Source organism: Prevotella sp. tf2-5 (genome assembly GCF_900115435.1).
GTDB lineage: Bacteria > Bacteroidota > Bacteroidia > Bacteroidales > Bacteroidaceae > Prevotella.
Genome location: NZ_FOWK01000004.1, coordinates 181,863 through 208,049, shown reverse-complemented (window position 1 = coordinate 208,049; position 26,187 = coordinate 181,863). Strand labels below are relative to the sequence as shown.

The window sequence follows — 26,187 nt, the reverse complement described above, 5'->3', positions numbered from 1 at the left end:
TATAAGAGATGATCACTCACAGAATTATTACTCATATTCAGGAAAAGCGCCCAGTCGTGAAGACTCGGCGCTTTTTGCATGTTATTCTGATAGTTGGTCACTTGAACCGTCATCGTTCCAGTTCTCGTAATACTTTGCATACAGTCTTTTGGCCAATTCTATCTTACCCGACCTTCTCATTACTTGTTTATAGTTAAGCATAAAATCTCGTGTCGGTAAGTCCTTCGTATATTTTACGAGACTCTCCGGCACAACAATTTGCTCTGGTTTAACCGCGATAGTCGTAATGCTATTCCTACCGCCCGTCGATCTTATCTTGTATAGTTCAAGTTCGTCATTGCTGCACACCTCGCCGAAGAATTCCGAGGCCTTTCTCACTTCGTTCGAATACATCCAGTTGGCGTATTCATAGCTATAGCCTATATTCCCGTATTCATCTTTCATGGGAACCTCGCTATATATGAACTTCTCAATCCACTTGTCCGGTCCTTCTTCGTCATTCAAAAGGGAAATGTTGGCCAAGCTGACAAGTCTGTCTCTTCCATAACAGAAGAAACGAGCCATCAGTCCCTGCACGGAATCTTTGTTTGACACCAGCAAGAGCAACAACAGATAGCAGAACTTCCGTCGATCAGTACCAAATCTAACGTTAGATTCCGTGCCGTCTGAATGGTGGACGTAAATATCATATCTTCCCATCTTTCCACGATGACCAAGGTCTCTTATTTCTATGTAGGAGTCGTTCGTTCCTCCTGTCACCTCTGCTTCGTCCTCGATTTTTTTTATCAAGTCGCTTACCGAAGTACCTTTATGATTCTCATCGTTATACCCCAGTCTTTCTGCCATTCTTAGCAGAGCCAAGGCCTTTGATGAATTAGAACCGCCAGTTCCATTTCCTGTATAGTTCAATGTGCCGAGCATGAAATAAGCCTTGGCATAATGAGGTAGGTTCTCTTCATCAAGAGGATCTTCGATGAATATACGTCCACTCTCATCTTCGTGAGTAATCATGGTGACAAGATTCTCCCTGTACTCCTCTTCGGCATTACATACCGCTTCCAGTATCTGAGCAGCCTGCTTATCGTCGCATTTTGTTCCCCAACCTTCAATCAGACACTCAGCCATGGAAACTTTTGAACGTAAATCTCCCATTTCGGCCCCTTTCTGATAGAGTTCAAAGGCCTTTTTCTCATCCTTATCTATACCAAGCCCTTTTCTATGACAATCACCAAATGGCGCGAAAGCGGACCTTTCACTATTTTCACAACTCTTTTTTAGCCAATATGCTGCTTGAGTGTAACTCTGTTCCACACCTTTACCTTCCATATACATCTCTCCAAGCACTTCCTGACTGTTAGCATAGCCAAGATTAGCAGCTTTTGTATGGAACTCTGCTGCTTTGTTATAATCCTGCTCAACTCCGCGTCCCAAATAGTAGCAGTTCGCAACATTGCTCATGGCTTCCTGGTTCAATCTTTCTGCTGCTTGCGAATACCAGTAAAAAGCCTTTTCGTAATTTTGAGCTACACCTATTCCACGGGCATACATATTCCCTATATTATTTTGAGCATGGTCTAAACCATTCTCAGCAGCCTTCTCATACCATTCTGCCGCTTGCGAATAATCTGGTTCAATCCCGACCAATGGTAATCCGAAGAAATAGAAATTCCCTAATCTAAATTGTGCATCGCGGTCATCTTCAGTAATAGCCTGTTCATAATATGAATCGTAAACGTCTTGATCCATTTTCTTGGCCATTTCCAAGTCTTTCTCAACCACAAGACCCTTTTCATAAAATGTTGAAATTAGCAACTTCGATTGGTTATCACCAATCTTAGCACCTCGTTGATAGTAGCTGAATGACTTTTCTAAATCTTTCTCCACATACTCTCCTACAAAGTACAAGTCACCCAATTCCACAAGAGCCGCAGGATAATTATCTTCGGCAGCTTTTTCAAGCCAATAGAGAGCTTTCTCTATATTTTGGCTCACGCCATAACCGCGCTCATAGTTCAGGCCCGTATCAAACATGGCCCTGACGATGCCAGCTTTAGCAGCCTTTTCGTTATAGAATGCCGACTTCTGGAGATCGGTTTCTGTACCATGACCCCAGAAATAGCACATTCCAAGGTTATCCATGCAATCAGGATCACCAGCTTTTGCTCCTTTCAGATACATCTCAAAGGCCTTCTTGTAATCCTTTTCTATACCGTTTCCCTCAAAGTAAAGGTTTCCCAAATCACAATATGCTTCGGCTACACCTTCTGCGGTAGCCTTCTCAAAATACTCTTTTGCCTGTGCATAGTCTTCTTTCTCCATGCACTCCCATGCCTTGTCAAGCCATTCGTTTTCTGCCATATTGTTATACTATCATTGTTACTAATACATCCTCCATTTGCCAATACTATTGTTCCTAAAGTATCTATACTCTACCTCTTTAAGTTCGAGCGTAAAAGGCGGGATATCTATTCCTTCAACTATATTTTTAACTTTCTCCAGATTATATGCATGAGCATCAATCCTCCCAAGTGAAATATGCAGTCGAAAGTCAGAATCATAATTTGCTCCAATGCTTTTTGCACTGTCACGAATATCTCTTATAATTTTTATAACATCTTCTGATGGTTGTGTTGATGCCAGGTACACGATGTGCTGAAGCCCCCCTCTTGTAGTGAACGCGCCTATCTTATCTAATGTAATCGATGGAGCTTTCCTGCTATTCAGAATCTTATTGAATTCGGAGTATAAAAGTGGAACATGTCGGTCATCATTTACAAATACGACAGTAATATGATACCATCCATCCTGCCATTTCACGGATATGCCCTCTTCGGCCAAGGCCTCGCGAAGCCTTGTAAGCCAAATGGCATTTTTCCCAACAGGAACTTTTAATTCCAAATAGTTTCTTGTTTCTGGCATGATCAATTGTCATCTGTATTAAATCTGTGCAAAGATTTCATTTTGAACATGATAATTTCACGACCATCTTCTCTTTCCAGATCATAATCAAGATACTGAAGTTCATCGTAGAACTTACACGTTTTGTCATCATTATGTTCAAAAACAAATATTCTTGAATTATTTTCACGCTGGCTCTTTATTGCGCCATTGATATGAGTAAATACTTGGGAGAATCTTTTGTCTTCTCCATTTCCTCTCAAACTGATGTTGTGGGGGTGTTCTTTGTCTAACTCTTCTGCTTTACTCTTGCTTATGAATACAAGAATGTCTTTTCCCATCTGAACATAATGTAGGTCATGATTAAAATGATAGACTTTCTTGTTTTCAAATATTTCGTATTGAATAATATTATTAAGACTAAATTTGAAAATTTTATCCTTTATAACTGCCTCAATATTTTTAGACTCGTCAACAGTGAAGTCTTTCATTTCCTCTTTGTTTGAAACTACACTCTGATTTAAAACAGGTAAGACCACTGGTGTGACAGGTTTTAATATTTCTGATGTGTCCGCCAGATTCGCATACCCATTAACAAGATCTTCAATTATCAATTCCCTCAATATTTTTCGTTCATTAGACAAAATATCACCTAATCGCATCAGCTCATTGTATTTAGCTATAACTTTGGTTCCAGTAGGTGATTCTTCGCAAATATATTCGACAGCTGCAGAAATAGACAATCCCTTGGCTTTTGTGTAATAGTTTAGAATTGCCAGCTCTTTTTCACTTAAATCGAGCATCTCTATTAATTTCGACGTGTCGGAGGATATAAGATCGCGAGTTCGAGAATGCTCATCAATTCTTTTACAAAGTTCTGCATTCGCAATTTTAACATTGGTCAAATCAATGAATTGTTCTATTGATGGGAATAAGATATATAGTGCTTTATAAATAGCATCATTATCAAATCCTTGTTGTTGAAGGAAATGAAAAATTGCTTTCAGTTTTAAAGTGTCTTTAGTGTCATTTGTTACAAGATTTTCATTTGTCTGTTGTTTAATTTCTATGCTATCAACTTTTTCTTGTAACTTAGTTTTGATGGTTTTTATTGCCGTATTTAAGATGTCCTCTTCTTCTGTGCATATAAAGCAGTCTTCCATGTACCATTTAGAATCGTTCAAAACTGCAAAAGAAGCAAAATCAGATGGCAAGTCTTTCTTGTAAAGTATAGCCCTGCGATAATCACTGATACCATCCCTTCTTGTGATGACTATAACATTCTCTTTTGCAAGAATCCAGCAAATAGTTCCTTTGTCAATATTGCATGGCTTATGTAAAGACTTCTTCGAATAGATAAGATTGCTGTGCTCGGAAAGTTTGACAGAATCATCGTTTACAAAGACAAATCTTCCAATTGTAACAATGGGAACGACTGTTTCCTTAACTTCTTCAACAGGCTCCTGTTTATTCTCTGTTTGTGGAACAATCTCTCCGGATTCAATACTTAAATCTAATACATTTCCTTCTGATAGTTTAGTACCAGAGAAATTTATCTTATATTTGGTTTCTTCATCATTATCATCGTAGCTAACGATACTGATAATGTCATTATCAAAAATTGGCCGTTCATAGCTTGTATGAACAACTTTCAAGGAATTAACATCTTTTGCTGGGCAAGTTTTGATGAAATCCCATTGTACATCATCAATCACACCCATTGCAAGTTGGTCGCTTATGAACTCTATGTCAGAATAACCAATTGTATCTTCAGAAGAAAGTCTATTATTAGCATTGTACAAATAGTATAATGGGCTGTTCTGACGATACTTATATAGGCTTTCTTTTACATGAGTAATTTCTTGGGCGACGAGTTCGTTGCCATAGAGGTTTTGTTTGAATCTCACTAATGATTGCAAAATCCTACCAGTTCCCTTTTGTTTGAAGGAAATCGTAGCTATCTCATCATGAACATCTAAAATGTCCTTCCATCTAGTTAAAGGGAATTCAAGTTTACCACTTTTCTCATTGATTAACGAAACGAGTTCCTCACCATCTTTGTCATATTCAACAACTTTTCGATATTTATCATCAAAAACTGTCTCTGATATTTCAGCATAGATCTTTGTAAATGTATTAGGCATAAGCAAAATATAGCCACTACGAGAACCGACGTCATGGCTACTTACGCGCAAAAGCATATTGTCATTGTCGTAGAAAAAGACTTCGTCAACCAATAGTCTTCTTAAAGAATGAACAACGATGAAACTTTCTCCGTTAGTGTCTTGAACAATATCCAAGCGTGCCTTACCCCATTCTTTTATAGACAGGTTTTCCGCTGTCTCTCGAGCAATTAGTTTTACCATAAGTCATTAGTATTAATTACACGAACTCCTCTAAGTTTACCTTTATACGAAACTCCACTTATTGCGATGATACTTCCTTCTTCAACATCATCCACAGAAACACTGGAATCATTTACATAAGTTACATAATATTTGAATTCCTTCTTTATGTTGTCGAAAACCACATCATCAACGATGACTTCTTCTGTCAGATTCGAGTCCTTGTCTATTAAATACAAAGCTTTAGAACCTCTGGCAACAACGAACTCAGAAACCTTTGCATCTCCCAGATTAACTGAATTATTGTTAATCAAATCATCATACATCACATGGATGGCATCTTTTGTTTGTTGATTAAGAGCAACCCCAAGGATGTCTTGCTCTAAGCCATTATCAATAAGGTCCACCATCATTCTGAATCCGTTTCTTAATTCTTTAGGATTCATAAGCCTTGAGGTAATATTCAATCCACCTATAATTTTGTCATATATCGTAATGAACGATGTATTTGACTTTATTCCTCCAATATCAGTATTTAAAACACCAGAGCAATATTCAATGTCAGAGCGTTCAAAAGCAGAATCGCTAAGGAATGTCTCATATAGAAGTGCGGCCAGAAGACTCCTTTGTATTTTACTTGTTATCAGAGGATGTGTAATGATGACACCTTTTGTAAACATCTTGTGAGTAAAGGCATTCAACCTGTAGTGACCATTTGGGTTGGGATAATCAATTATGTTTTCAGAAACGTTTCCGTTAGCATATCTCACATATTCCTTATATCCTTTTATTTGGGTAAATTCACTAAGTCCCAGATTCATAATATGGAAATCACCAAAACTGATATGCCCATGAATTTTTGATGCTTTCTGTGGAGTAACAAGCACACTTGTTCGAGGCTTTGTCGAAACCGATTGATTACCACGGATCTTATCAAGTATAATTTCATGTCTGATTTTATCAACTCTTATAACACGTCTTGGTTCTCTAAGATAAATGTAAACAGCTTCTGGATACGCCTCTCGCAAAACATTTTGCATACTTAGGTCACCCCGACCTTGATCAGGATCGTTATTTTCATATGCTTTATATTGTACATCAAACTGCCTGAGGGTGAAAGCATTCTCCGGATCACTTCCGCCAAGTTCAGAAAACTGTTGATATTCTGTCGAATATTGATTGTTCATAACATCACGACAGATTTCATTAAACTTCTGTGGGAAGAATTGCTCTATCTTGTTAAAGGCTTGAATATGATTATTGCCAGCAACTGATTGGAATTCCAATCCCTCTCCGACGAAATGTAGAGCCTGAATGTTTACCAAATTCTCGTTGTCCAAATACAATGCAGGTTCCTCTGGTGGTAGTGACAGCAATTTTTGTGGATCATTGAACAATCGCTTCGTTACTATGCTGTTAGGATTATCCATGATTATTACCACAGCTTCGTCATTTGCATTTCCTCTTCCAACTCGACCTATTCTTTGATAGAAACTGGTTGAACTATTAGGGATACCTTTTAGTATTGCAATATTAAGTGCTCCTATATCAATACCAACCTCTAATGACGACGTACTTACAACACCTCTGAATTTGTTTTCTGTTAGTGCAGAAAGAATGTTATTGTAATCGTCTCGCTCTAACCCTGATTTAAATGGATAAATACCTATTTGTTGTAGATTTAAAGCTTTTTCAGCCTCTGCTGCAACCTCGGTTACGTCTTTACGACTGTCTATAAACGTAATGGTTCGACAGTCATTCGACAAATTTCCTGTAAGTTCTGTCAATAGATTGGATAAACCTTTTCCTAAACCGATTAGAAAAATCTTTGTTGGACAGGATGGTGATGTGTCCATGTTTGGACCAACTATTTCAAATGTATCTATACCAGAAATGTCTGATGAATGCTGAACTGGGTCATTAATTGTTGCGGAAGCTGTAATATATTGAGGTAATTTGCCTCCCGCAAGTTTAACACAACTATTAAGTCTGCGGAATAGATATGCACTATTTGAGCCTAACATACCTCGGTAGAGGTGAACTTCGTCAATAATAACGAGCTTTAGATTGCTCAAAAACGATTTCAACGCATCTGCGAACTTGTTGTCTTTTAGCTTACCTAAAAGAAATGTGTGGATAGTATCTGGAGTAAATGTAACAACGCTACATTCTTTTAGTATTCTCAGTCGTTCAGAAGAATCTATAGTTCCGTCAATTCGACCACATTTGACATTTTTCAGTTTGTTTTGCCAACTGTCAACTTGCTGACTACCCAAAGCTCTCATCGGATAAACAGCAATTACCCTCGCATCAGGATCCTTTTCAAGAATCTCCAATGCAGACATATGAAAAATGGCAGTCTTCCCTGAACTTGTTGACGTGGTGATACAAACGTTTTTATTCTCATAGACCAGTTTTGCAGCAGCATACTGGTGTTCATACAATTTCCCTTGATAATTCGTATTTACATATTCTTCAACCCTTTGCCCCAAATCTTTCACTCCTATATGATATGAGGCTGCTTTGCCTGGTTTTTCAATTTCATGAATTATCATGTAGCCGTTATTGGACAGAATATTCCTAATCTTGTCACTTAGCTTGTTTTTAGGTGTTGTCGTTGGGATTGGTGCCGTATTCTGAGGGATTGTACTTGCTTGTAATGCTCCACTCGATTCGTAGACAATATATTTGGGGTCATCACAATTTAATATCTTAGGTAACTTATCAAGGTCTGCGCCCGAATAATGAATGGCAGGACTAGTAATATCACTTATTTTATCAGAAATATGATCCATATCGCAAATATGGAACCATGACTTAGATTTTGGCGATATCAAATGGTCATCAACTGTAACAGGCTGATTGAAAACAACAACACCTGACGTATGACCCAAATTTACCTGTGCATTGGGGAACCATGTGTTTAATGTAGTTATGACCGCAAATTTGTTGTTTTTAGTTTGGGTAAACGGATTCTTGCCCATACCGCCCTTAATGATTGTACCATCATCAAGCTTCCAATCTCCGTTTTCTGCTGCAATCACATTACCACTATAGTTCTTAAACTCCAATACAGTAATTGCATCGGGTTTTATGAGCAAAGCGTCAAGTGGCACACCGTTGAAGTTGATGTTGGCAAACAGCAGGTGCATTTCAGCCGACTTGTCATACAAATCCTTCAAAATTGAACACAATTTTCTAAACTGTTCGCGCTCATGAGTATGATCATACTCTTCTAACTTGAATATTCTTAGACTCATATCTATATAGTTTTAATTATTTTATAGCGTTGTTGTGCAGAGAGTTTATCCATTTAATCTCGAAACTTCAATACTTCCTCTGCTGTTGTAAACATTGGCTCACCCTCTTCGAGAGTTCCGAACTCCTCAAGGTGTTTCACTCGCAGATGCGCCAAAAGTTCACGAATATTTAACTTTCCAATTGTTACTTCCTCATCGAAACGGAAGAAGAAATGTGGTCCTTTTACGTCAAATGGATACCACGTTCCACGCATTCTTTCTTCTGTAACTTTGCTGGCCGTGTCTTTCACATGGAATACACGATACCCGCCTGTTTGGTCTACACCATCAGTATAAAGGACAATGAATTGGATATTCTTTTTACTATAGAAGCCCGCTGTATGTGCACCAGCTCTTGGCTCCTCACCTTTTACTTGCAAACGTACGTTATATACCAATGATCCCTTATCATTATGTCCAAGAATCCATTTCAAATGAGCTTCGTCCTTGTAATAACCTACTAAAATGCCTTTGCCAGTATATCGTTCTAGATAGTGTAGTGTCAGCCATTGCGATTGTACAACAGGTTGCTGAAGTTCTTGTTCAATTGCAGGATTCAGCACTACCTGCGGGTCTTGTCCCATACCGCATTTCTCGATAATAAAGTATCGTGACAATTCATCATATTGCGCTTGGGTTTTCTCCAAATTCTTAGTAGAGCGAGCATATGCGAAATAAGTCATTCGTTCTTCACCATATGGCTGGAACACTCTGCCATTTAGGTCGTAGAAATGCTGTTGCAGGTATAATGCACCATCAACTCCCAATCTGGCCCGCATAGCATAAATCATGAATTCTTTCTGGATGACAGCCCTTATCTCGTCGCGGAATTTCTTCCGAACATGTTCTTTCCATTGAGATTTTTCGTTGGCCTTATTGCGAGCATATAGGAAGAGTACATACAGGAAATTCACATCATATTGCGAAAGAAACAACGTATCCCTGTCAAACAAGCGGTCAGAAAACTGATAAGAAACCTTTGTGCAATGCTCCTTGTTCTTATCTTTGTGTGGTCGTATGTTCTCCTGTACGTTGTACTTGAGGTCATTATTAACAAAGGCACTGATAAAGAAGTTGGGAATCACATCATAACCTTCTGTAAGTGAGTTGTCTTGCAGATGAATTTTACTGAAGCGTTTCTTGTCTTCTTTTCTATTCTTCCTCTCGTCTTCATCAAATTGAGAATCGTCCGACGCAAACAGGTTCACATTCCATTGTATGACATTCCGCGCATACGTGTATTGCTTATATATAGATTCCGATGTCAACGGATGCCCACTCTTATAATACTTACTATCACCAATATAATAGACCTCCCTGTTCGTTTGGGCTTCTGCAGATGTTAACGCTAAATCTGTGTACATATGGTCCACCCGCTTTCCATCGTCTTGATCGGCCAGTCCTTTAGGAATGTCATGATGGGGTGTGCCTATCAGTTCATCTATCATCGCCTCAAAAACAACATTAAAGCTCTTGGCCAGAAGATACTCCTGTGCATTAGTATTGATGGCAATCCGATAAGAGTTCTCAAAGAATGCAAAGCACAAGTCCCACAATTGCAATGCTTTGTCCGAGAAGTATTTGTACCTTATTTTCATCAGCCTCGTCTTGCCCATTCCCTGCATATATTGCTTAAACTGCTTTCCACAAATCAGTTCGTATTGGATGTTGATGGGCGTACGGAAACCATAAGCTCCGTTCAAATAGTTTAGGATGCTATAGAATATGACGAACAATTCCTCTTCATAGTTCACAATGCGTTTTTTGTTCACTGGATTTAGATAAACTACATCCTTATCCTGTACAAAAGCCTGCGAATGAGAGATAGTACGCGACCAGTTAATTTTGTTGTTCCCTCTATGCAGATTTTTGATAGTGAAGAGTACGAAATCGCGATTTTCTTGATTGAAGGTGATGAGGGATAGCACGATATCCAGATACGTCTTCGCCTGATGTCTGTGCCCTTTGCCAGCTTGTGGCAGGTGCTTGTAGAGAATAGCTTTACTCTTGGGATTAGCCTTGTAAAATACATTCAAGGTTCTGTATATCCACACAGAGAATTCGTATATGAACTTTCTGTACTCTTTGCTTAGTTTTACCTGACCCTGCGGATCTAACACCATTTCTGGTGTCACAGGCTCGCCAGACTTCTGCTTCACACCCACTAATGTCTCTTGTTCTGTCAATAGCACCTTGGGTAAGATGAACACACAATCACGCAGGTGTGGATTATAGAAATAGCCCACATATTGTACGCTCACCTTCTTGTCTACATCCTGAAGCACATATATATCCTTCAGAACTTTCTCCACAAGGTGGCTTTCATACTGATGTTCTTCAAACAGGATGTACATTAGCTCTGCTCTTCGTTCTTCTTTTTCCAGTTTATTACGCTTTCAAGGAAACCTTTCAGGCGTACTTCGCTCACATTCTCGCCCTCCTCGTCGAAGAAGTCGGGGAAAGTGAGGTCTTTCATTACCTCCTTACCTTTTTCTATCGTTTTGTATTGGAACAGTGAGGCATCCTCAAAGCCATAGTCCTTGAACACGTCGTTCCAAAGGTAGAAAATGACTTTACTTACGATAGTTTCTGCGCTGATTACGCCTTCGTTGTCGGCCTTGCAGAAGAAATATCCCAACTGTTTGTCGGCACTGGAGGTCATTGATGCGATGATTTCGTTAATCTTGCTGATGAAGTCCCACCAAGAGAGCGATTCCTTATCGTTAATCTTGACGATGTTCTCGTCTTTGTCTTTCACAACAATCCTCCAATCCAGCTCGTTGCCGTTCTCGTCTTTCCCCTTCTTGATCTTCATGAACTTCCACTCCCAACGGCGCTTGAAGGCAGAATCTATCGGGAACAGACTCTGGTCGCTTGTGTTCATAGTGGCCCAGATATAAAAATTGGGAGGTAGTACTAATACTTGACCATGTCTGATTTTCTCTGCTACTTTTTGACTTGGCTGACCAACAATGTCATATTGCTGGTTTATATATGTAATCTGCTCAGCTGTAAAATTCAGTCCATCCTTGCTAAAACTTAGTCCATCTTCAGGATCCTCTTCGAGAAGAGCTTTCTGAATGTCTTCATCTGCCTCAATGGGGTATTCTGAGAAACCGTTTTTGCGGTCAAGAAGCTGGAACAAATCACCGAATATCTGAGCACAGTTTCCTCGGTTTATTTCCTCTATTACAAGAAACTGTGGTAACAGTTCTTTCCCATTAGCACAGCTATCCTTAAACAGTTTCCAAGCCTTTATGTATGCCTTCAGAAATGCTTGTTTAACAAACTTGTATACTATCTTGCCATCTTTAATATTCTTTCCTTTCTTTTCACCCTCGGGGTAAACGAGAGCAACGGTATTTGAGCCGTTCAATCCATAGCGTTCTTCTTTAGTCGTTGTAGGTTTGTAGGCACCGACAAAAGTTGAATAGTCGCTATCAGGATGAAAGGTTGTACGAACTGTTTCTGGGTACTCTGCAACTACTTTTTTTGTTGCATAGGACTTTCCAGTGCCTGGTGCACCATAATATATTTGTTGAAGGGGCTGGTTCATAAGTTCTTGTATTTTATAATTTTTTATATTGAAAATAGAATCATCATAGAGCAGACTGCTAAAAGAGAAATAGCCATAATACAAGGTAAGAATGTCTTTCAGACGTTTGTTGGCATCAGGATATTTTTGTTGTGGACAAATCCTATCAATAGTAGCAACTTTGTCAAATGAGAACATTATATCCAACGCTTGGAACATTTCCTTTCTCGCTGAACGGGTAGTATAGCTATTGATTTGTTCAATCAATTTGTTAGCACCACTTATCGCATTTGCTGATAACTGCATTTTCCTTAATTCCGTCAAATCTATGGATGACATATCTGTAAATGCTAAATCATCTACGATGTCTTCTAACGGAGCATAATTATTATCCCGTACGGATAAGTAACTTATCAAATACGAAATGGAAATATTTTTTGAAAGTTCAGTAATGGAAACTTTCTTTGATATGAAATACCAAAAACGTACTATTGATTGGTAAGTTGGATTTTGTTGGCGTAAAGCTTCCAAAAGAACTAGTAGAACTATAGATAGCTCTTCATCGTCAGGAACATCTAATAATTTACAATTATACAAAAGACTATTTGCCAGTTCCGACTTCTTTCCCTTTTCTCTGTCATAAAGTTGTGCAGAAGTCAAATCCGTCAACAATTGTGATTCACGAGATTCCGCATCACCTTTTAATGCAGAAATAAAGCGCGATGCTTTACGCATAGAAGATGTATACGGATCTCTTCCTCCTGTTGAAATCCGGCTCGTTCTTCTGCTTAACCAAGCATCCAATTCACTCAGTTTAAACTTGTCTGTCCACATATTCTTATCTTTTTTCAGCTATAAATAAGTATTCGTTACACTTATCTGCAGTATGCCCTTGGAAACTTTGATAGTTTGTACGCTCAAAAGCTAATTGTTCAAAACTTCCTGCTTTGAAGATGTCGCTTCTAAATAGCTCAATAATAGCAGCAATGCCATTATCTTTTCTACGAGTACCTTTATTCTCATGGTTTCTGCCATCATAATAGCTCATTATAACATATTGTGTTCTCGCATCACTTATAAGTTGGCGTAGTGATTCTATGAACTTGTCTGATTTGCAGAATGTCGAATCGAAGTCATCATCCATATTCTGACCTCTAACAAACTTCACATTCTTGAAGTATTTATTTAGATTCTTAATCGTACAGTAGTTACAAATAAGATTCAGCATAAAATAGTATGATGTATATTGTCTAAAATTATATGGAGGATCCAAATAAAGAAGCTTGTGGTCAGGCACCTCCTTAATGAAACGGAGAGAATCTTGAGCTCTACCAATGATATGTTCGTTCTGAGTGCTGATTACATCATCAAAAGGAGGAATTCGTAAGGTCAAATCATGTAATGCCCTTTCATCATAAAGTTCTCTTTGAAAGTCGTGATATGTACCTTGGGTATTACTGATTTTTTCTATAGATTCACATAAGATGCTGATGAGTAAACTATATTGAACTTCACTTAAAAGCTGGTTATCATTCCATTCACGAATCTTATTTAAAATATTATCTATTCTCTTTCCATTAGCAGGTGTGAAGAAGCGACGGTGTCCTTCTGTACCCCTTAAGCTACGGAAATAGCTATTTTCCCCTTTTTCTGTATAAGTGTTGTATATATAATGGGCCTGAAATTCCTTGGCAATATCTGTTGTTTCTATTCTTTCGAGATAGACAAGGACTATAATAAGATTCTTGTAGAGTTCATATAGTTGCTGATTTCTCAAAAAGGAAAAGCCTACCTCATCCTTTTTTTTCTCAATAACTTCTTGAGCTATATTCTCATAGTCAGCACCATTTATACCAAGTAGCCCCAAGTCAAAGGCTGGTATTGTATTGTTTCTCAAATAGCAATTGGCATAGTGATATGAGAAAATACTGATGTCATTGGATACAACCCTATAACCACTTCTCTTCAGGGCCATAGACATTGATATTGTACCAGAAAAGATATCGCATACAATATCCCCTGGTTGGCAGAATCTTCCAACCTCACGAAGGATGTGATCTGCGATAGAGTTCTTGTTTCCCAAATATCTCTGAATCATTTCTTTTCAAATATTATAAGGAATTCTTTGTCTTCCTTGTCGTGAACTATTTTGGCAGATGAGTTTAATTGTCTGTAATCAAAATCAAATCTAAGTTGCTTTGACTTGTAATTAGGTAGATACTTTTCTGCTATTGATAAAATATCATTCCTCGTCACCATCCTTTCATTACCGGTCGCATCCTTTTTTGACTCAGAATAACTGAGAACAAAACTGCATTGGATTTTCTTTACAAGCTCAAAGATCGTTCTAAAAGCGTCTTTTGCTTTTGTTTTTGAGCAGAAATCTGACTTAAATTTGCCGTCTGGATAAAGCCCCTGTGTTATATGTCCTCTGTGCTGTTGTAACTGAGGATATTTATAGAATCTAACCACTTCTGGAACATGATAGAACCTTGAGTATTGCTGGGCTGTATAAGGAGGATCTGCATATATAACTGATATGTTCTTGTCTTCTAAAAGATTTGCAAAGCATTTGTCTTGAACATTATTGCAAGAAGATACACATGGTTGCAACGTCTTTTGCTTTCCAGTTTTAGCAAGAATTTCCTTCAGAAATCCAACAAACAACAGATCTACGTCATAACTGCGGTTCTCAAAAAGTCTTATATTGGTAATCTTGTTCTTGTCAATATCGGTTATGCAGATTGGCTGTGCAAAGTGCTTTCCTGCACTATGCACAATAGTAGATAAAGTACTATACAAAGCTGTCAATAAAGCAGTGTGCACCCAAAAATCACCATTTTCAATAAAATTCTTCTCGATATAGCATCTTATTGCGTCCAGTCTGATAGACTGCATTATACCAAAATAGGAACCAGAATAATAATTAGTAATTAGAGGTGCACCATTAAATGCTTCCTTACCTATATGCTCTCTTATGTACTTTACCTGACGAGAAGGCTCAATAGTCTCATTGCTCATAATAGGGAGTTGAGAATACAGGTTCTTTAGCCCATGCAAGTCTTTTGTCCTTATTAACCTTTCTTCATTATCTATATATTCTTTAAATGGTTCAAAGAATTCAGAATCTATTTGGCATGTTGAAACGCCCTTGATTGCTTCCTTCAGTAATGATTGTGAATCATTCGTCTTCGCAATGTTTAACAAACAGGCAGACATATCAGAACAGAACCTCATAACATCATTAGCAATGACTGGCATTTTGTTAAGATAAAGAGCCTGGGATACAAGACTGCTACCAGAGAATAAATCCACAACATAGGATTCCTTCTTATACAGGCGGTGACATTCAGAGATAATAGCATCTAATGTTCTTGTCTTTGCACCCAAATATTGGACTGGCTTATATAATGATCCTAAGTTCTTATTCATCATTCTTTTCCTTTCTTCAACCCTTTAACCTGTCCGAGCTGCTTGCCATCTTCTGTATACCAGTATTCCCACCCGTTACGATTGCCGTGCAGGATGAGTGAGGCTATAGAACTAAGGGCAGTAGAGCCTTTTATCTGAGTATAGAAAGTGTAGTTCTGCATGAATACAAGCTGATGCTTGTCATTATATGCAATAACTCCATCTTCTAATAGTTCTTGACGCTGTTCTTCTACCCAGGGATATTTTTCTGGTGTCGAGAAGGCTGTATTCAGCACTGAAGACTCAAGCACCTCGATACTTCCATTGTCAGGGTAGAACGTACCTATAGCGTATCCTTCTTGACAGTCGATGACTACTGGTATCTTTGTCACAATCTCACCCTTTGCCTCGTAGTAAGGATAAAGGCGTATGATACTTGAAATGAGTGACCGTGTACGCTCGTCTATATCCCCAATTGTCCAATGCGATTTCTTCAGAATAGCCTCGTTAAGTTTCAGATGGCTTGTAGAAGCCAATATCCTCGTCTTATATTCCCAGACATTGTTGCTCATCTTACTATTATCGGGACGGGCTGCAAGGGTTAGGTTGCCAAGACGATGGAGATTCTGCTCATATGTGTCAGCATCTGTCTGTAGGGCATCGCACCACTCTTGGGTAGGCTTCTGCGGCATCAGATGCTCAATACTCAGTTTTGAGAAATCAACTGGAGCAGGGTTGTCCTCGCTTTCTAGTTTGCACAAGAAGATAGTAAGCCACGTGCGCAGATTATACATGTTCGCATTGAGGATACGCTCTTCCAACTTCTTGTCATCTGGCATTTCCATTGCATTGCCCTTATTGCGGTTAACAAGGTCTTTCTTGAAAACAACCACGATGTTGGAAAAGTCACCATTACAGTCAACCAAGGTCTCTTTCAATAACGTCGGGAAGTAATTGGAGATGGAACTTGTATCCAGATCACACAATGCACGACGCATCAAATATGAATTAAGCACCGTGATAATGTCTGCCAACTGCGCTGTACTAATAAACGGATTACCATTTGTATCTGTACGTTTGCTTAACGACATATACTCCATCAGTAATGGTGCTGGCATATCTGACAGGATATGTCTGAATTCCTCTATAGGTTTCCGTAATACGGCATCAAGTTCTGTAATAGGTTGAGCATATACAGCATTGTGGCATCGGGCATAGTGAACAACTTCCTTGAAGATACCCTCAACACCAATTTCCTTTTCTGTGGAAGCAAACCATTCTGTGAATACGCGGTATATATCGCTTTTTTTTACGGTTGCCTGACGTTTGGCTATCAAGAAGAAACGGAAATAGGACTCCAGTTTTTTCGAGTCTGTAGAAATAAGCCTTTCCAATTCCTTCCAGTACTTGTTGTAATATTCATCCTGTTTCACACTCTCAATAGGCATGAGCATGAAGTTGCGGATGAGGTCTGATGCAGTAAGTTTCGCACCAGTAGCATTGATGCTCTCAAATATCTTCTGCGGATAGTCATCATTGCTAATTGGTACACAGACAAGGTATAGGCGGTTCATCGCAAGAAGTACATCATTGAGAGAGAACCGCTCCGTCAGGTTCTTTATCTCATTTTTGATGTACTCAAAGTTCAACCACACATTTGACTTCATATCAACGATATTTTTGAAGTCTCTGTTAACAATCTGCTGATAGACAGTATCATCGCTGACAAGGGGCTTCAGCTTATATTTTGCTGTCTCGTCGTATGGATTAATAAGATACTGCATTTCCAAACGCTTGGCCTCTTCCTCCATACCACGTTCGAGCATCAGTTCCTTTACTGCATATAGTGAAAGGAACAATGTTGTCAATCGTTGCTGGCCATCTATCACAGAACGTTCTCTTCGTGAAAAGTCAAGAGAGCGTTCAAGGTATATGATAATTCCTATAAAGTGCTTATTGCGTTCTCCTCTCAGCACAGCCTTTATATCATCAAGCAGTTGTTTTACCTCTCTGCTTGTCGTCCAAGTATAGTTGCGCTGATAGGCAGGTATAACGAACTGCACTCCTGATGATGCGAGTAACAATTCCAATAAGCCAACCTTTGCAGGTGTATTTTCTTGTATCATTTTTCTTTTTCTTAATTATCCAATTCTTCAAATCTAACGAGTTCTTTAAGATCTACGTCAAGCAACTTTGAAATTTTCATAAGGGTTTCAAGGGTTGGCTGACAGCTATTTGTACACCACTTTGAAACAGTTGCAGGATCTTTCCCTAACTGTTCAGCAAGCCATTTGTTGGTTCGCTTCTTGTCAGCCAACACAACTTTTATTCGGTTAATATCTTTATCCATTATGATAGCTATAGGTTCACCTAAATTTTATATTTGTCGCAAAGATACAAAATATAATCCACAAATCGTGCGAGAAATAGAAAAATCTGACGAAAAATAACAATTTTATTGCATTTTACTCACTTTAATATTCAAAAATAGCTTTTTACTACTGCATGTATTGGTAATCACCTCTTGACCATACTCGTGCCACCAACGGGCAGAATTGCTCATGGCATATACGATGCTCTTGATGTTGTCGGGGAATCGCATGGGAACCTCTTCATGATTGTAGCCTGCAAGGGCACTGATGAAAGTCAGATCGCCACGCACGTACTCGTGCAGCTTCTGCTGGCCAATGAACCAGCCCAGCTTGCGGTCAAACTCGGTTTCATCCTCGGCAAACTGGATGTTGGCCACCAGGTGGGGCGGTGCCTGCTGATACACCAGCCAGTAGTCGCCATGTCCCTTAACATGCTTCAGTTCCGCACGGAAAGCCTCGCGCTCCACATGTTTGAATTCAATACCCTGTTCCTGCAGTCGCGGGAACATCACATAATTACACTTTTCAATTTTCTTGATCTCCATATCGTTAATCTTTAGTGGGTTATTATCTCACTCGCATCTTTTTACCACCGCTGCCAACGATATTTCAAAGGCCGGTTGGTGGGCATTTTGCCACTCTTGATGCAAAAATCTGGTGCAAAGATATAACTTTTCCATTAAACTACAAAGACAATAGTATTTTTTTCGTATCTTTGTCCCCAATTTATTTCAAATAAGATTTAGAGTTATGGACATCATTGAAATTACAGAATCAAATTATCAAGATTATTCGTCTCTTGATATTGTTGCTTTCTCTTTTGCCTATGAAGGGGCAATGGGAGAAATGGGCGGCATCTATATTATCGACAGAGAAGGGCAGATATATCATGCCAACTATTTCTTGGGTGATGATTGTATTGACCGAGAACATATTAAGGATGTCATTCCAGTATTTGTGGATCTTGAACATGGTTTGATGGGCAGTGAGTCTAACAATCCCAATTGGAGTTCTGAATATTTGGGATTTGGTAATACTTTGCTGATTTCAAACGAGATCCGTGATGGCTTCAAAAAGAAAGTAGAAGAAGCCAAATTTCAAAGAACTGGCGAATTGTTCCAGCAATGGCCTGGTTTTGTTTTGAACCTGATTGGAAAGGAGAATGACAGTCTCACCATGAATGAAATATGGGAACTACTGAAGAAATAAATTACCCGTTGCTACGACCTTCCTACAAATGAGTCTGGAATTCTACAAATGCAGCAGCTGGAATGCTCTAACTCCATATCATCTCCATAGATGTCGTAGAGTTTATCGAAGTCGGCTTCATGGTAGTCATCAAACTCGTCTTTTCTATCCTTCTCAATGTAACCATTGTCGAAACCATTAATTAACATTTCCACGAATACGGGAGGCATGATAAAATCCCAGAACTTCTCGAAAAGCTTCGGTTCTCCATCTTCAAGTATCTGAAGAAGGTCTGGCTCTGGTACATAGTCATCTTCATCTTTGGGTTCAGCACTAGTTGCAGCACTGGCAGCAACCAACTCCTTGATTCGGGCCACTTCCTCGTCGGAGAGTTCCACCTCGACCTCAATGTCCTTATCTTCATAGGTAAGGGCTACCATGACTTGAAACTTATACTTCATATTGTGAATTGTTTAAGCGTTTGTAACTTCTATCATACTACGACCTTCGCCCTTCTTGACCACCTGTATTTTCACGGGGATGCGCTCTTCAAGCTCCTCACGGTGTGAGATAATACCCACACGTCGATTGGTCTGTCCTGCTATCTCCTGAAGCTTTTCGAGGGTCTGCATCACAGAGTCAAGGCTCTTCTCGTCAAGCGTTCCAAAGCCTTCGTCAATAAAGAGGATGTTGACATTCATATCCGGACGATTGAGCGAGGAGAGAGCCAGTGAAAGGGCAAGCGAAATCATGAAGCGCTCGCCGCCAGAGAGGACGGTGACGCTTCGCACCTGGTCCTTGTTATAGCGGTCGAGCACAAGGATGCTCAGCTGCTCATTGTCCTCACTACAGGTCAGACGGTAGCGGTCTGTAATCTGCTCCAGATAGATATTGGCATTGTTGAGCAACGGACGCAGGATGTAGGTCTGCACCAGTGTACGGAAACGAGTGCCACCGAAGATTCGGTTCAATTTATCCCAACGCGCAAACTGTTGCTTGGCAATGGCAAGGTCATTTTCTATCTCCTTCAGACGCTTAATGTTGTTATTATGGGTTTCCAAGCGGCCCTTGATCTGAACAACATTGGTGAAAAGTTCGTCATATAGGGCTTTCGTACCATTTTTCTCGTTTTCTACGCTCTGATAGTCTGGCAACTCAGTTCGCTCATTGAGACCTAATGCCTTAAGCGAAACTTCTATTTGTTTCTGCGCATCGACTATGGCATCATTGCGCGACTTCAATAGAGAATCTGTATCGACAACGAATTTACGAGCTGTTGCTACCTGTGGTTCTTGGGCAATCAGCATCAGCAAATCCTTTTCTGTCTTGCCCGACTCCTGATAATAGGCAGTTAACCCCTCGGTAGATGATGTAATCACTGCCTTACAGTCTTTAATCTTTGAAACGAGTCTTGTGACTTCTGCTAACAAGTCTGCCCATTCCCTGTTGATGTCACGACAAAAATATGCTTTGGCATCAAACTCAGCCTTCCATTCTGGACATACTGTGAGGATGCTCTGACTGAATTGAAGTAGCGAATTATTAAGCGTCGTTCCACTTTCCAGTTTGGTACTATCATCGTTCAGCTGTTTCTGATGGTCGTTATACTCATTTGCGTCTTTCTTTAATTTGTTAAGGAGATTATCGATATCAGTCTGCCAATTATCAGAATAGCCAGATAGTTGAGAACTGATTTCAGATTTGATAGTCTCACATTCAGCGGTCAGTTCCTTATGCTCCTTATCCAATCGAGTGATTGTTTCAGAATTATTATTCACGGCATTCTCTGCCTTTGTCTTGGCTGTTTCCGCTTCACTTTTGAGCGTATCCAAAGGCTTCTTTTCTTCCAGCAGAGCATTAATCTTCCCTTGTAGAGCCTCTGCCTCTTGCTGGGCTGCCTTCAATTTGGTGATGTCTTCATCCAATGAACCAAGCAGTTTCTCTATCTGAGGTATTAGGGGATCCTGAATATTTAGACCAGCTGCTATAGCTTTTGCTTCAATGGCTTCTTTTGCCTTATCATTTTTCTGATCGGCTTCCTTTAGGTTTTTAGCTTTAATTTGATGGGCACCGTCGAATTTCTTATAGGAATCTCTTGCAGTGTCACGTTGACTGGTAGCTTGTTGATATGCTTCAGCAGCGCGTTTCTGTTCATCTTCAAGCGGAGTAAGAACACCATTAAAGTCATCATTAAGATGGGCATAATCTATATGCTGACCACATAGCGGACAGGTATCTGCCTGCTCTTCTTGCAGTCGGTGGCGCAGATTGATAAGGGTGTCCTTTATGCTCATCTGCATAGTCGTTAAAAGCTTATCGGCTTTCTCAGATTCAGTTTTCTTGGTCAGAAAGACTTGCTCTGCCTTTTCGCTCGCATCTTTTAGTTCTGATAGTTGAGCCTTTTCTTTCTCAATATCTTCTCGAAGTATATTGGCATCTTTCAATGCCGTTTCTAAATCATCGTAAGATTTACGGATGTTTTCTATCTCTCGCTTTGCAGCTTCCTTCTTGCTCTTCTGGTCGTCGATAGCTTGGGGATTCAGAGCTTTACGTTGATTACCCAATTCTTCTATCTCGTTCTCCTTGGCCTTTACAACATCCTTTGCTTTCTTAGCGTTCTCTTCAGCTTCTGATTTTGCTTTCAGAAGGCTTTTGGTTTTGCCTTGTTCTTCTTTGAGCCCTTTTGCTAACTCGTCAGTTTTCCTGACCTTTTCGAGGTATTGTCCTATCTTGATTTCGACCTCTCTGGCTTTGACAAACAGGTCTTCGTGTTGCTTGCGTTTCTCAATCCACTCATTGTTAAGCTGGATAGCATCTTCAATAGCCTTGGTCTTAGCCTGGCGGTCTATGATGTCAGATGAGAGGGCATTGAATTTATCTTGCAACTGCGATAAGCTTTCTTTTGAAGTCTGTTCGTCACGCCTTGCTCTCTGGAGGTCAGCCAACTGGTGACGCTCGTTGGTGGTTGCATCCCAATCGGAATATAGAGACTTGTTGTTCTTGTATTCGTCGCCAGAGATTATAATAGTTAGTTCTTGTACTTTTTGTCTGGCTTGGTCTTGCTCCTTCTCTTTGGACAAGATTCCTTCGATTAACTTCAGCTGTTCGTCAAACTTCTTCAGTTTAGCATCATATATATCAAGTTGTTTCTGACCTTCCTGTTGTTCTTTCGTAAGTTGCTCAACCGCTTCATCGCTAAGTGTGTGAGGCTTTTCGGTATCGTAGATGGTCTGAATACGATCTTGATTGGTTTTCGCTTTCTTCCACAAGCTGTTGATGGCCTCGCCGTAAGCTGTGAAATGCTGGGTATTTGTCAGCTGTTCCAAAATGGCCTCGCGTTCTTTCTTGTCACCTGTTAGGAAGTTGGCAAACTGACCTTGTGCCAGCATGGCCATTCTTCCGAACTGCTGGAAGTCAAGACCAATAGCATCAAGGATGGTCTGCTCCACACTGTCCTTCGTCCAGTCACCCTTATCAATCCTTATCTCCCATGTTGGTTTACTGTGTTTTATTGGGCGAATACCTGTTTCTTTATCCTTTGAACCCAGTTTCATGCCGAGTGTAAGACGGGCGTGATACATCCTGCCGTCATTGCCTTCAAAGACGACCTCACTGTAGCTTTCGTCTTTATCAGAAATCCCTAAACGGGTATACTGTTCAATACTGGCCACACGTATCTGTTCACCTTCTGCATCGGTATAATCATTCTTGGAAGCATTTGCCACATCTGCTATACGTGGTGTTTTCTTGTAAAGAGCCATTGAAATACTGTCAAGAATGACAGACTTACCAGCTCCAGTATCACCTGAAATCAGGAAGATTGAAGCCGGATCACCTGTAATGGCATCGTTGAGATCCTTCTCAAAATCGATGTCAGCCCGCTCAATGGAGGCAATATTGCGAATATGTAGTTCTTTCAGTTTCATTGTTCAGGGGCTGTCGTTTTTTGTCGATTCTTTACTTCTTTTTCCTCGTTAAGGAGTAGCATTTCTGCCTTAACCTCCTCGAAGGCCTGGCGCACATCTTCCAAGTCAAGTCCAGGATATTGGTCTTGTGTACGTTCGATAAACATCATTGGGTCTGTCATTTGTTGAAGTTCGGCCACTTCAAAGACCAGCTCTTCCTTTTCAGAGTCCTTGCTGTCACTCACCCCAGTCCAAAGCATCTTTGGATTATAGCGCCATTCATCGTTATAGGGCAAAAGGGCATCATATATCATTTGACCAAAGTTGGATGGCAAGTCAGTGTTCATGTCGAAACGAAAACGGATATAGCCACGTTCCCCTTTACTGACAAACTCTGTCATTGATTCCAATGCTTCATCCGCCGAAGTGAAGGATGTGCCATCTGAAGGTAGGACATAGAAATGGCGAAGTTCATCAATGCGCAATTGTCGAATCTGTACTTTCCCCTGATGACAGTCAATCTCAACCAAACTGACTGTGTGGGGATAAGTCTCGTCACAACTGACATGCAAAGCACTACCAGAATATCTGACTACAGGAGAGCGATGAGCGGCTATCGTGTTGATGTTATCATCTTCTTTATGTCCGATTGTCTGAGGTTTATGGATATGTCCCAAGGCGAGATAGTCATAACCATTACCCATTGCAGAAGGGTCGAGTGTCCTCAATGTGCCGATGTCGAAATGATGACCTGCTGGGTCAAGACCTGTCACAGCTTGGTGAGCCATCATGACAACAGGTAGTCTCATTGTGTTATCATCGGCCACCTTGTCAAGAATGGACTGTATTACATTTCTACGATCTCCTGTCATATACGGCAGAGCTACTATATACCCACTGTCAAGTCGGATGATATAGTTGTACTGCCAACCATCATTATTATCAAGGCTATCAATAGTTGGTGGTGTTCCAACCAAATGAGCATTAGCCAGTTCCCATATAGAACTGTCAGCCTGAATGCGGGAGGCTGAATCGTGATTGCCAGCCGTAATGACTATGTGCATCTGGGGACATTCCTGGTGCAGCCGGACGAAATAGTCGGTAAATGTCTTTTTTACTGTTGCCGAGGGCTGTTGGATGTCAAACACATCACCGCTCACGAGCAAAGCATCTGGTTGTTCTTCCTTACACCATTGTTCCAGCTGACGGAAGAAGTGTTGATGCTCGTCACTGCGGTCATAGTTCTGATAGATGACCTGACCCAAGTGCAGGTCAGCAGTATGCAATATCTTCATTTATTTGATAACAATTTCGTCTCTATATGTAGAATCTAGATAATGTCGCTGCGACTCATTATAAATTCCCTGCCATTGACGGCCAATACCGAGTTTGCTTAATAGCTTAGACAAAGATTTGTTTGCTTCATCAGGCAAGGAGCCTTTCTTCTGAACCTTACTTCTACCATAGGTTTTGGTCAATTCATTCAAATATGACACAAGTTCCATAGCCCGATCGTAAAAATCGCGTTCAAACTTGTCGGGGACAAAGAATGACACAACCTGACCTTCAATGGCAGGTACAACAAAGCGATGATGCGGGTCATATGGGCTATGGACATTGATGAATTTACACAAAACCCCATATTTCTCCTTGTATTCATGTAGCAGAGCCCGTTTTTGTTCGATAACCTCTTGCTTTTTAACCTGCATCCTTGGCTTTGTTACCTTCTCGTATCTCTTTCTTGCTGCTTCGTTTCTCTTTTCTCGATCAAATTCATACTTTGCCCGTTTTACATAGTCTTTCCATTCTGTTTCCAACTTGGCCAAGAATATATCATCTGGAGTTTCTGAGTCAACAAACTTATAGTATTTCATTCCGGCCTTAATGAAATCGTCATGCAAAGATTCGTAAGGCTGCGATTTACTCATAGCCTTATCTATAGCATTGAAGGCACTTCGATAATTACGATATAGTCTCGATTTCTTCTCCCTCCATTTTTCACGCACCTTATATAGTTCAAGCCTCATAAGTGCTTCTTTATCTATCCAGTTCTCAGAACAATAGCGTTCGACCAAATAGGCTGCTACCAAATCTGCAGGTGTATGGATGAAGTCCAGATATTTAAGTGTATTGCTGTTGTCATACAAGAATGCATGCCCAATTTGAGCATCTGTTATGGTACATGAGGTTCCTCCTAACTCAATCTCGGCAATATGCTCGTTTTTCACCGTAATCTTTTCTGGTGGAAATCCTGCTTGTGATAATGCCTCTAACAAGTCCTTTGTCGTTGTACGGACATTCATGTCAACATTGGTAAGCAAACTAATGTATTGTTTGCTTGCCTCTAACTGAATGTTCACCTTTATATTAGCAAGGATCTCTTCATCGGTATCACCCCAATTTCTTGGAGCATCAAACCATTTCGCTTTGGATTTTAGTTCGTCGTACGTCATTGTTGCCCATTGATTACTAATTTGTTGCAAATATAGTGTTTTTTCTTCAATAACACTTAGTTTGATAACATTTATTATTAGAAATCATGCAGCGAGACGGTAGAATGACCCAGACTCCTCACGAAGAATAGTGAGGAGACGTGTCATTTGAGATTCAGAAAGGTGGTGACGACGTGCGAAGTCGGAGGTGGTGTAGCCGTCGAGGAGCATCTGATGGAGCTCTGCAGTGAGATGGCTAAGTCCGTATTGGCGGTCTTCAGCGCGACGTTTGAGGGCTTCGAGGGCATCGCGATAGCGGAGATTCCAGTCTGTTGATTGACAAGGTCTGGCTTCAAGATAGTCGGCATGTGTCTCACCATCCTTATCGTCCGCGTAGAGGGGTTCATCAAGCGACGAGTGGCTGTGGCGGATGTAATCATAGGCCGCTTTGCGCACTTCGTTCTCGATATGCCAAGTGGCATATGAGATAAGACGATAACCAAGGGAGGCATCGAACTTATTGACCGCTCTGACCAGCCCCTCGCAACCAGCTTGGATAAGGTCCTCGAAGGGGGCTTTCGAGGCAAGGTACTGCTTGGCTACACTGACAACGTAACGAAGATTGGCAAAGATGAGCTTCTCACGAGCACTCTTGCTGCCATTTTGCATGCGATACCAGAGATCATACTCTGCTTCGGTGGTAAGGGGCTCAGACTGACGGATGCTGCTGAGGAAGAGATTGACACTGTCGACACTGCGGTCGGTGAAGCTGAAGTTTTTACCGTTTCTGTACATGGGACTT

17 protein-coding genes and 1 riboswitch are annotated in these 26,187 nt (G+C 40.3%); of the genes, 1 reads left to right on the top strand and 16 read right to left on the bottom strand.

Translation table 11 applies throughout. The features are described 5' to 3' along the window. Positions 1–81: 81 nt before the first annotated feature. The 11 genes from BM257_RS06105 to BM257_RS06055 all read right to left on the bottom strand — a co-directional run bounded on the left by BM257_RS06105 (position 82) and on the right by BM257_RS06055 (position 18,369). Entirely contained in the window at positions 82–2,358 is a 2,277-nt protein-coding gene (locus tag BM257_RS06105) for a tetratricopeptide repeat protein (RefSeq protein ID WP_092069765.1), read from the bottom strand. A gap of 21 nt (positions 2,359–2,379) precedes the next feature. Next, complete coding sequence (locus BM257_RS06100; RefSeq protein WP_092069762.1) at positions 2,380–2,919, bottom strand: 2'-5' RNA ligase family protein; 540 nt, start codon at positions 2,917–2,919, stop codon at positions 2,380–2,382. Positions 2,920–2,921: 2 nt separating this feature from the next. Beyond that, the gene (locus BM257_RS06095; protein WP_092069759.1) at positions 2,922–5,264 is read right to left on the bottom strand and encodes a hypothetical protein; all 2,343 of its coding nucleotides are present in this window, start codon (positions 5,262–5,264) and stop codon (positions 2,922–2,924) included. After that, entirely contained in the window at positions 5,258–8,503 is a 3,246-nt protein-coding gene (locus BM257_RS06090) for a DEAD/DEAH box helicase (RefSeq protein ID WP_092069756.1), read from the bottom strand. The genes BM257_RS06095 and BM257_RS06090 overlap by 7 nt, the downstream gene beginning before the upstream one ends. Before the next feature lie 53 nt (positions 8,504–8,556). After that, the gene (locus tag BM257_RS06085) at positions 8,557–10,896 is read right to left on the bottom strand and encodes an LlaJI family restriction endonuclease (protein WP_092069753.1); all 2,340 of its coding nucleotides are present in this window, start codon (positions 10,894–10,896) and stop codon (positions 8,557–8,559) included. Beyond that, positions 10,896–12,911 (bottom strand): hypothetical protein, encoded by a 2,016-nt coding sequence (locus tag BM257_RS06080; protein WP_143096778.1) that lies wholly within the window; start codon positions 12,909–12,911, stop codon positions 10,896–10,898. The genes BM257_RS06085 and BM257_RS06080 overlap by 1 nt, the downstream gene beginning before the upstream one ends. A 4-nt stretch (positions 12,912–12,915) precedes the next feature. Further along, the gene (locus tag BM257_RS06075; protein ID WP_092069747.1) at positions 12,916–14,175 is read right to left on the bottom strand and encodes a DNA adenine methylase; all 1,260 of its coding nucleotides are present in this window, start codon (positions 14,173–14,175) and stop codon (positions 12,916–12,918) included. Next, positions 14,172–15,512, bottom strand: coding sequence for a DNA adenine methylase (locus BM257_RS06070; RefSeq protein WP_092069744.1), 1,341 nt, complete (start codon positions 15,510–15,512; stop codon positions 14,172–14,174). The genes BM257_RS06075 and BM257_RS06070 overlap by 4 nt, the downstream gene beginning before the upstream one ends. Continuing rightward, entirely contained in the window at positions 15,509–17,614 is a 2,106-nt protein-coding gene (locus BM257_RS06065; RefSeq protein WP_092069741.1) for a GmrSD restriction endonuclease domain-containing protein, read from the bottom strand. Before BM257_RS06065 ends, BM257_RS06070 begins: the two co-directional genes overlap by 4 nt. A gap of 11 nt (positions 17,615–17,625) precedes the next feature. Continuing rightward, entirely contained in the window at positions 17,626–17,838 is a 213-nt protein-coding gene (locus tag BM257_RS06060) for a helix-turn-helix transcriptional regulator (RefSeq protein ID WP_092069738.1), read from the bottom strand. A 105-nt stretch (positions 17,839–17,943) separates the two neighbouring features. Continuing rightward, positions 17,944–18,369: a hypothetical protein gene (locus BM257_RS06055; RefSeq protein WP_255405599.1), complete on the bottom strand. Its 426-nt coding sequence runs from the start codon at positions 18,367–18,369 to the stop codon at positions 17,944–17,946. Positions 18,370–18,402: 33 nt separating this feature from the next. Then, positions 18,403–18,513, bottom strand: a riboswitch (SAM-I-IV-variant riboswitch). A 97-nt stretch (positions 18,514–18,610) separates the two neighbouring features. Here BM257_RS06055 and BM257_RS06050 point away from each other — a divergent pair. Further along, a complete protein-coding gene (locus BM257_RS06050; protein WP_092069732.1) occupies positions 18,611–19,069 on the top strand; it encodes a hypothetical protein in 459 nt (152 codons plus the stop codon). A gap of 11 nt (positions 19,070–19,080) precedes the next feature. On the opposite strand, the gene BM257_RS06045 is transcribed toward BM257_RS06050, so the two are convergent. The 5 genes from BM257_RS06045 to BM257_RS06025 all read right to left on the bottom strand — a co-directional run bounded on the left by BM257_RS06045 (position 19,081) and on the right by BM257_RS06025 (position 26,180). After that, a complete protein-coding gene (locus tag BM257_RS06045) occupies positions 19,081–19,509 on the bottom strand; it encodes a hypothetical protein (protein WP_143096777.1) in 429 nt (142 codons plus the stop codon). Positions 19,510–19,521: 12 nt separating this feature from the next. Further along, positions 19,522–22,974: an AAA family ATPase gene (locus tag BM257_RS06040; RefSeq protein ID WP_092069727.1), complete on the bottom strand. Its 3,453-nt coding sequence runs from the start codon at positions 22,972–22,974 to the stop codon at positions 19,522–19,524. After that, positions 22,971–24,248: a metallophosphoesterase family protein gene (locus tag BM257_RS06035; protein ID WP_092069725.1), complete on the bottom strand. Its 1,278-nt coding sequence runs from the start codon at positions 24,246–24,248 to the stop codon at positions 22,971–22,973. The genes BM257_RS06040 and BM257_RS06035 overlap by 4 nt, the downstream gene beginning before the upstream one ends. Next, a complete protein-coding gene (locus BM257_RS06030) occupies positions 24,249–25,406 on the bottom strand; it encodes a hypothetical protein (protein ID WP_092069723.1) in 1,158 nt (385 codons plus the stop codon). A gap of 84 nt (positions 25,407–25,490) precedes the next feature. Next, positions 25,491–26,180 carry a sigma-70 family RNA polymerase sigma factor gene (locus BM257_RS06025; RefSeq protein ID WP_092069720.1) on the bottom strand — a complete coding sequence of 230 codons (690 nt, stop codon included), beginning with the start codon at positions 26,178–26,180 and terminating at the stop codon, positions 25,491–25,493. Between the last annotated feature and the right edge of the window lie 7 nt (positions 26,181–26,187).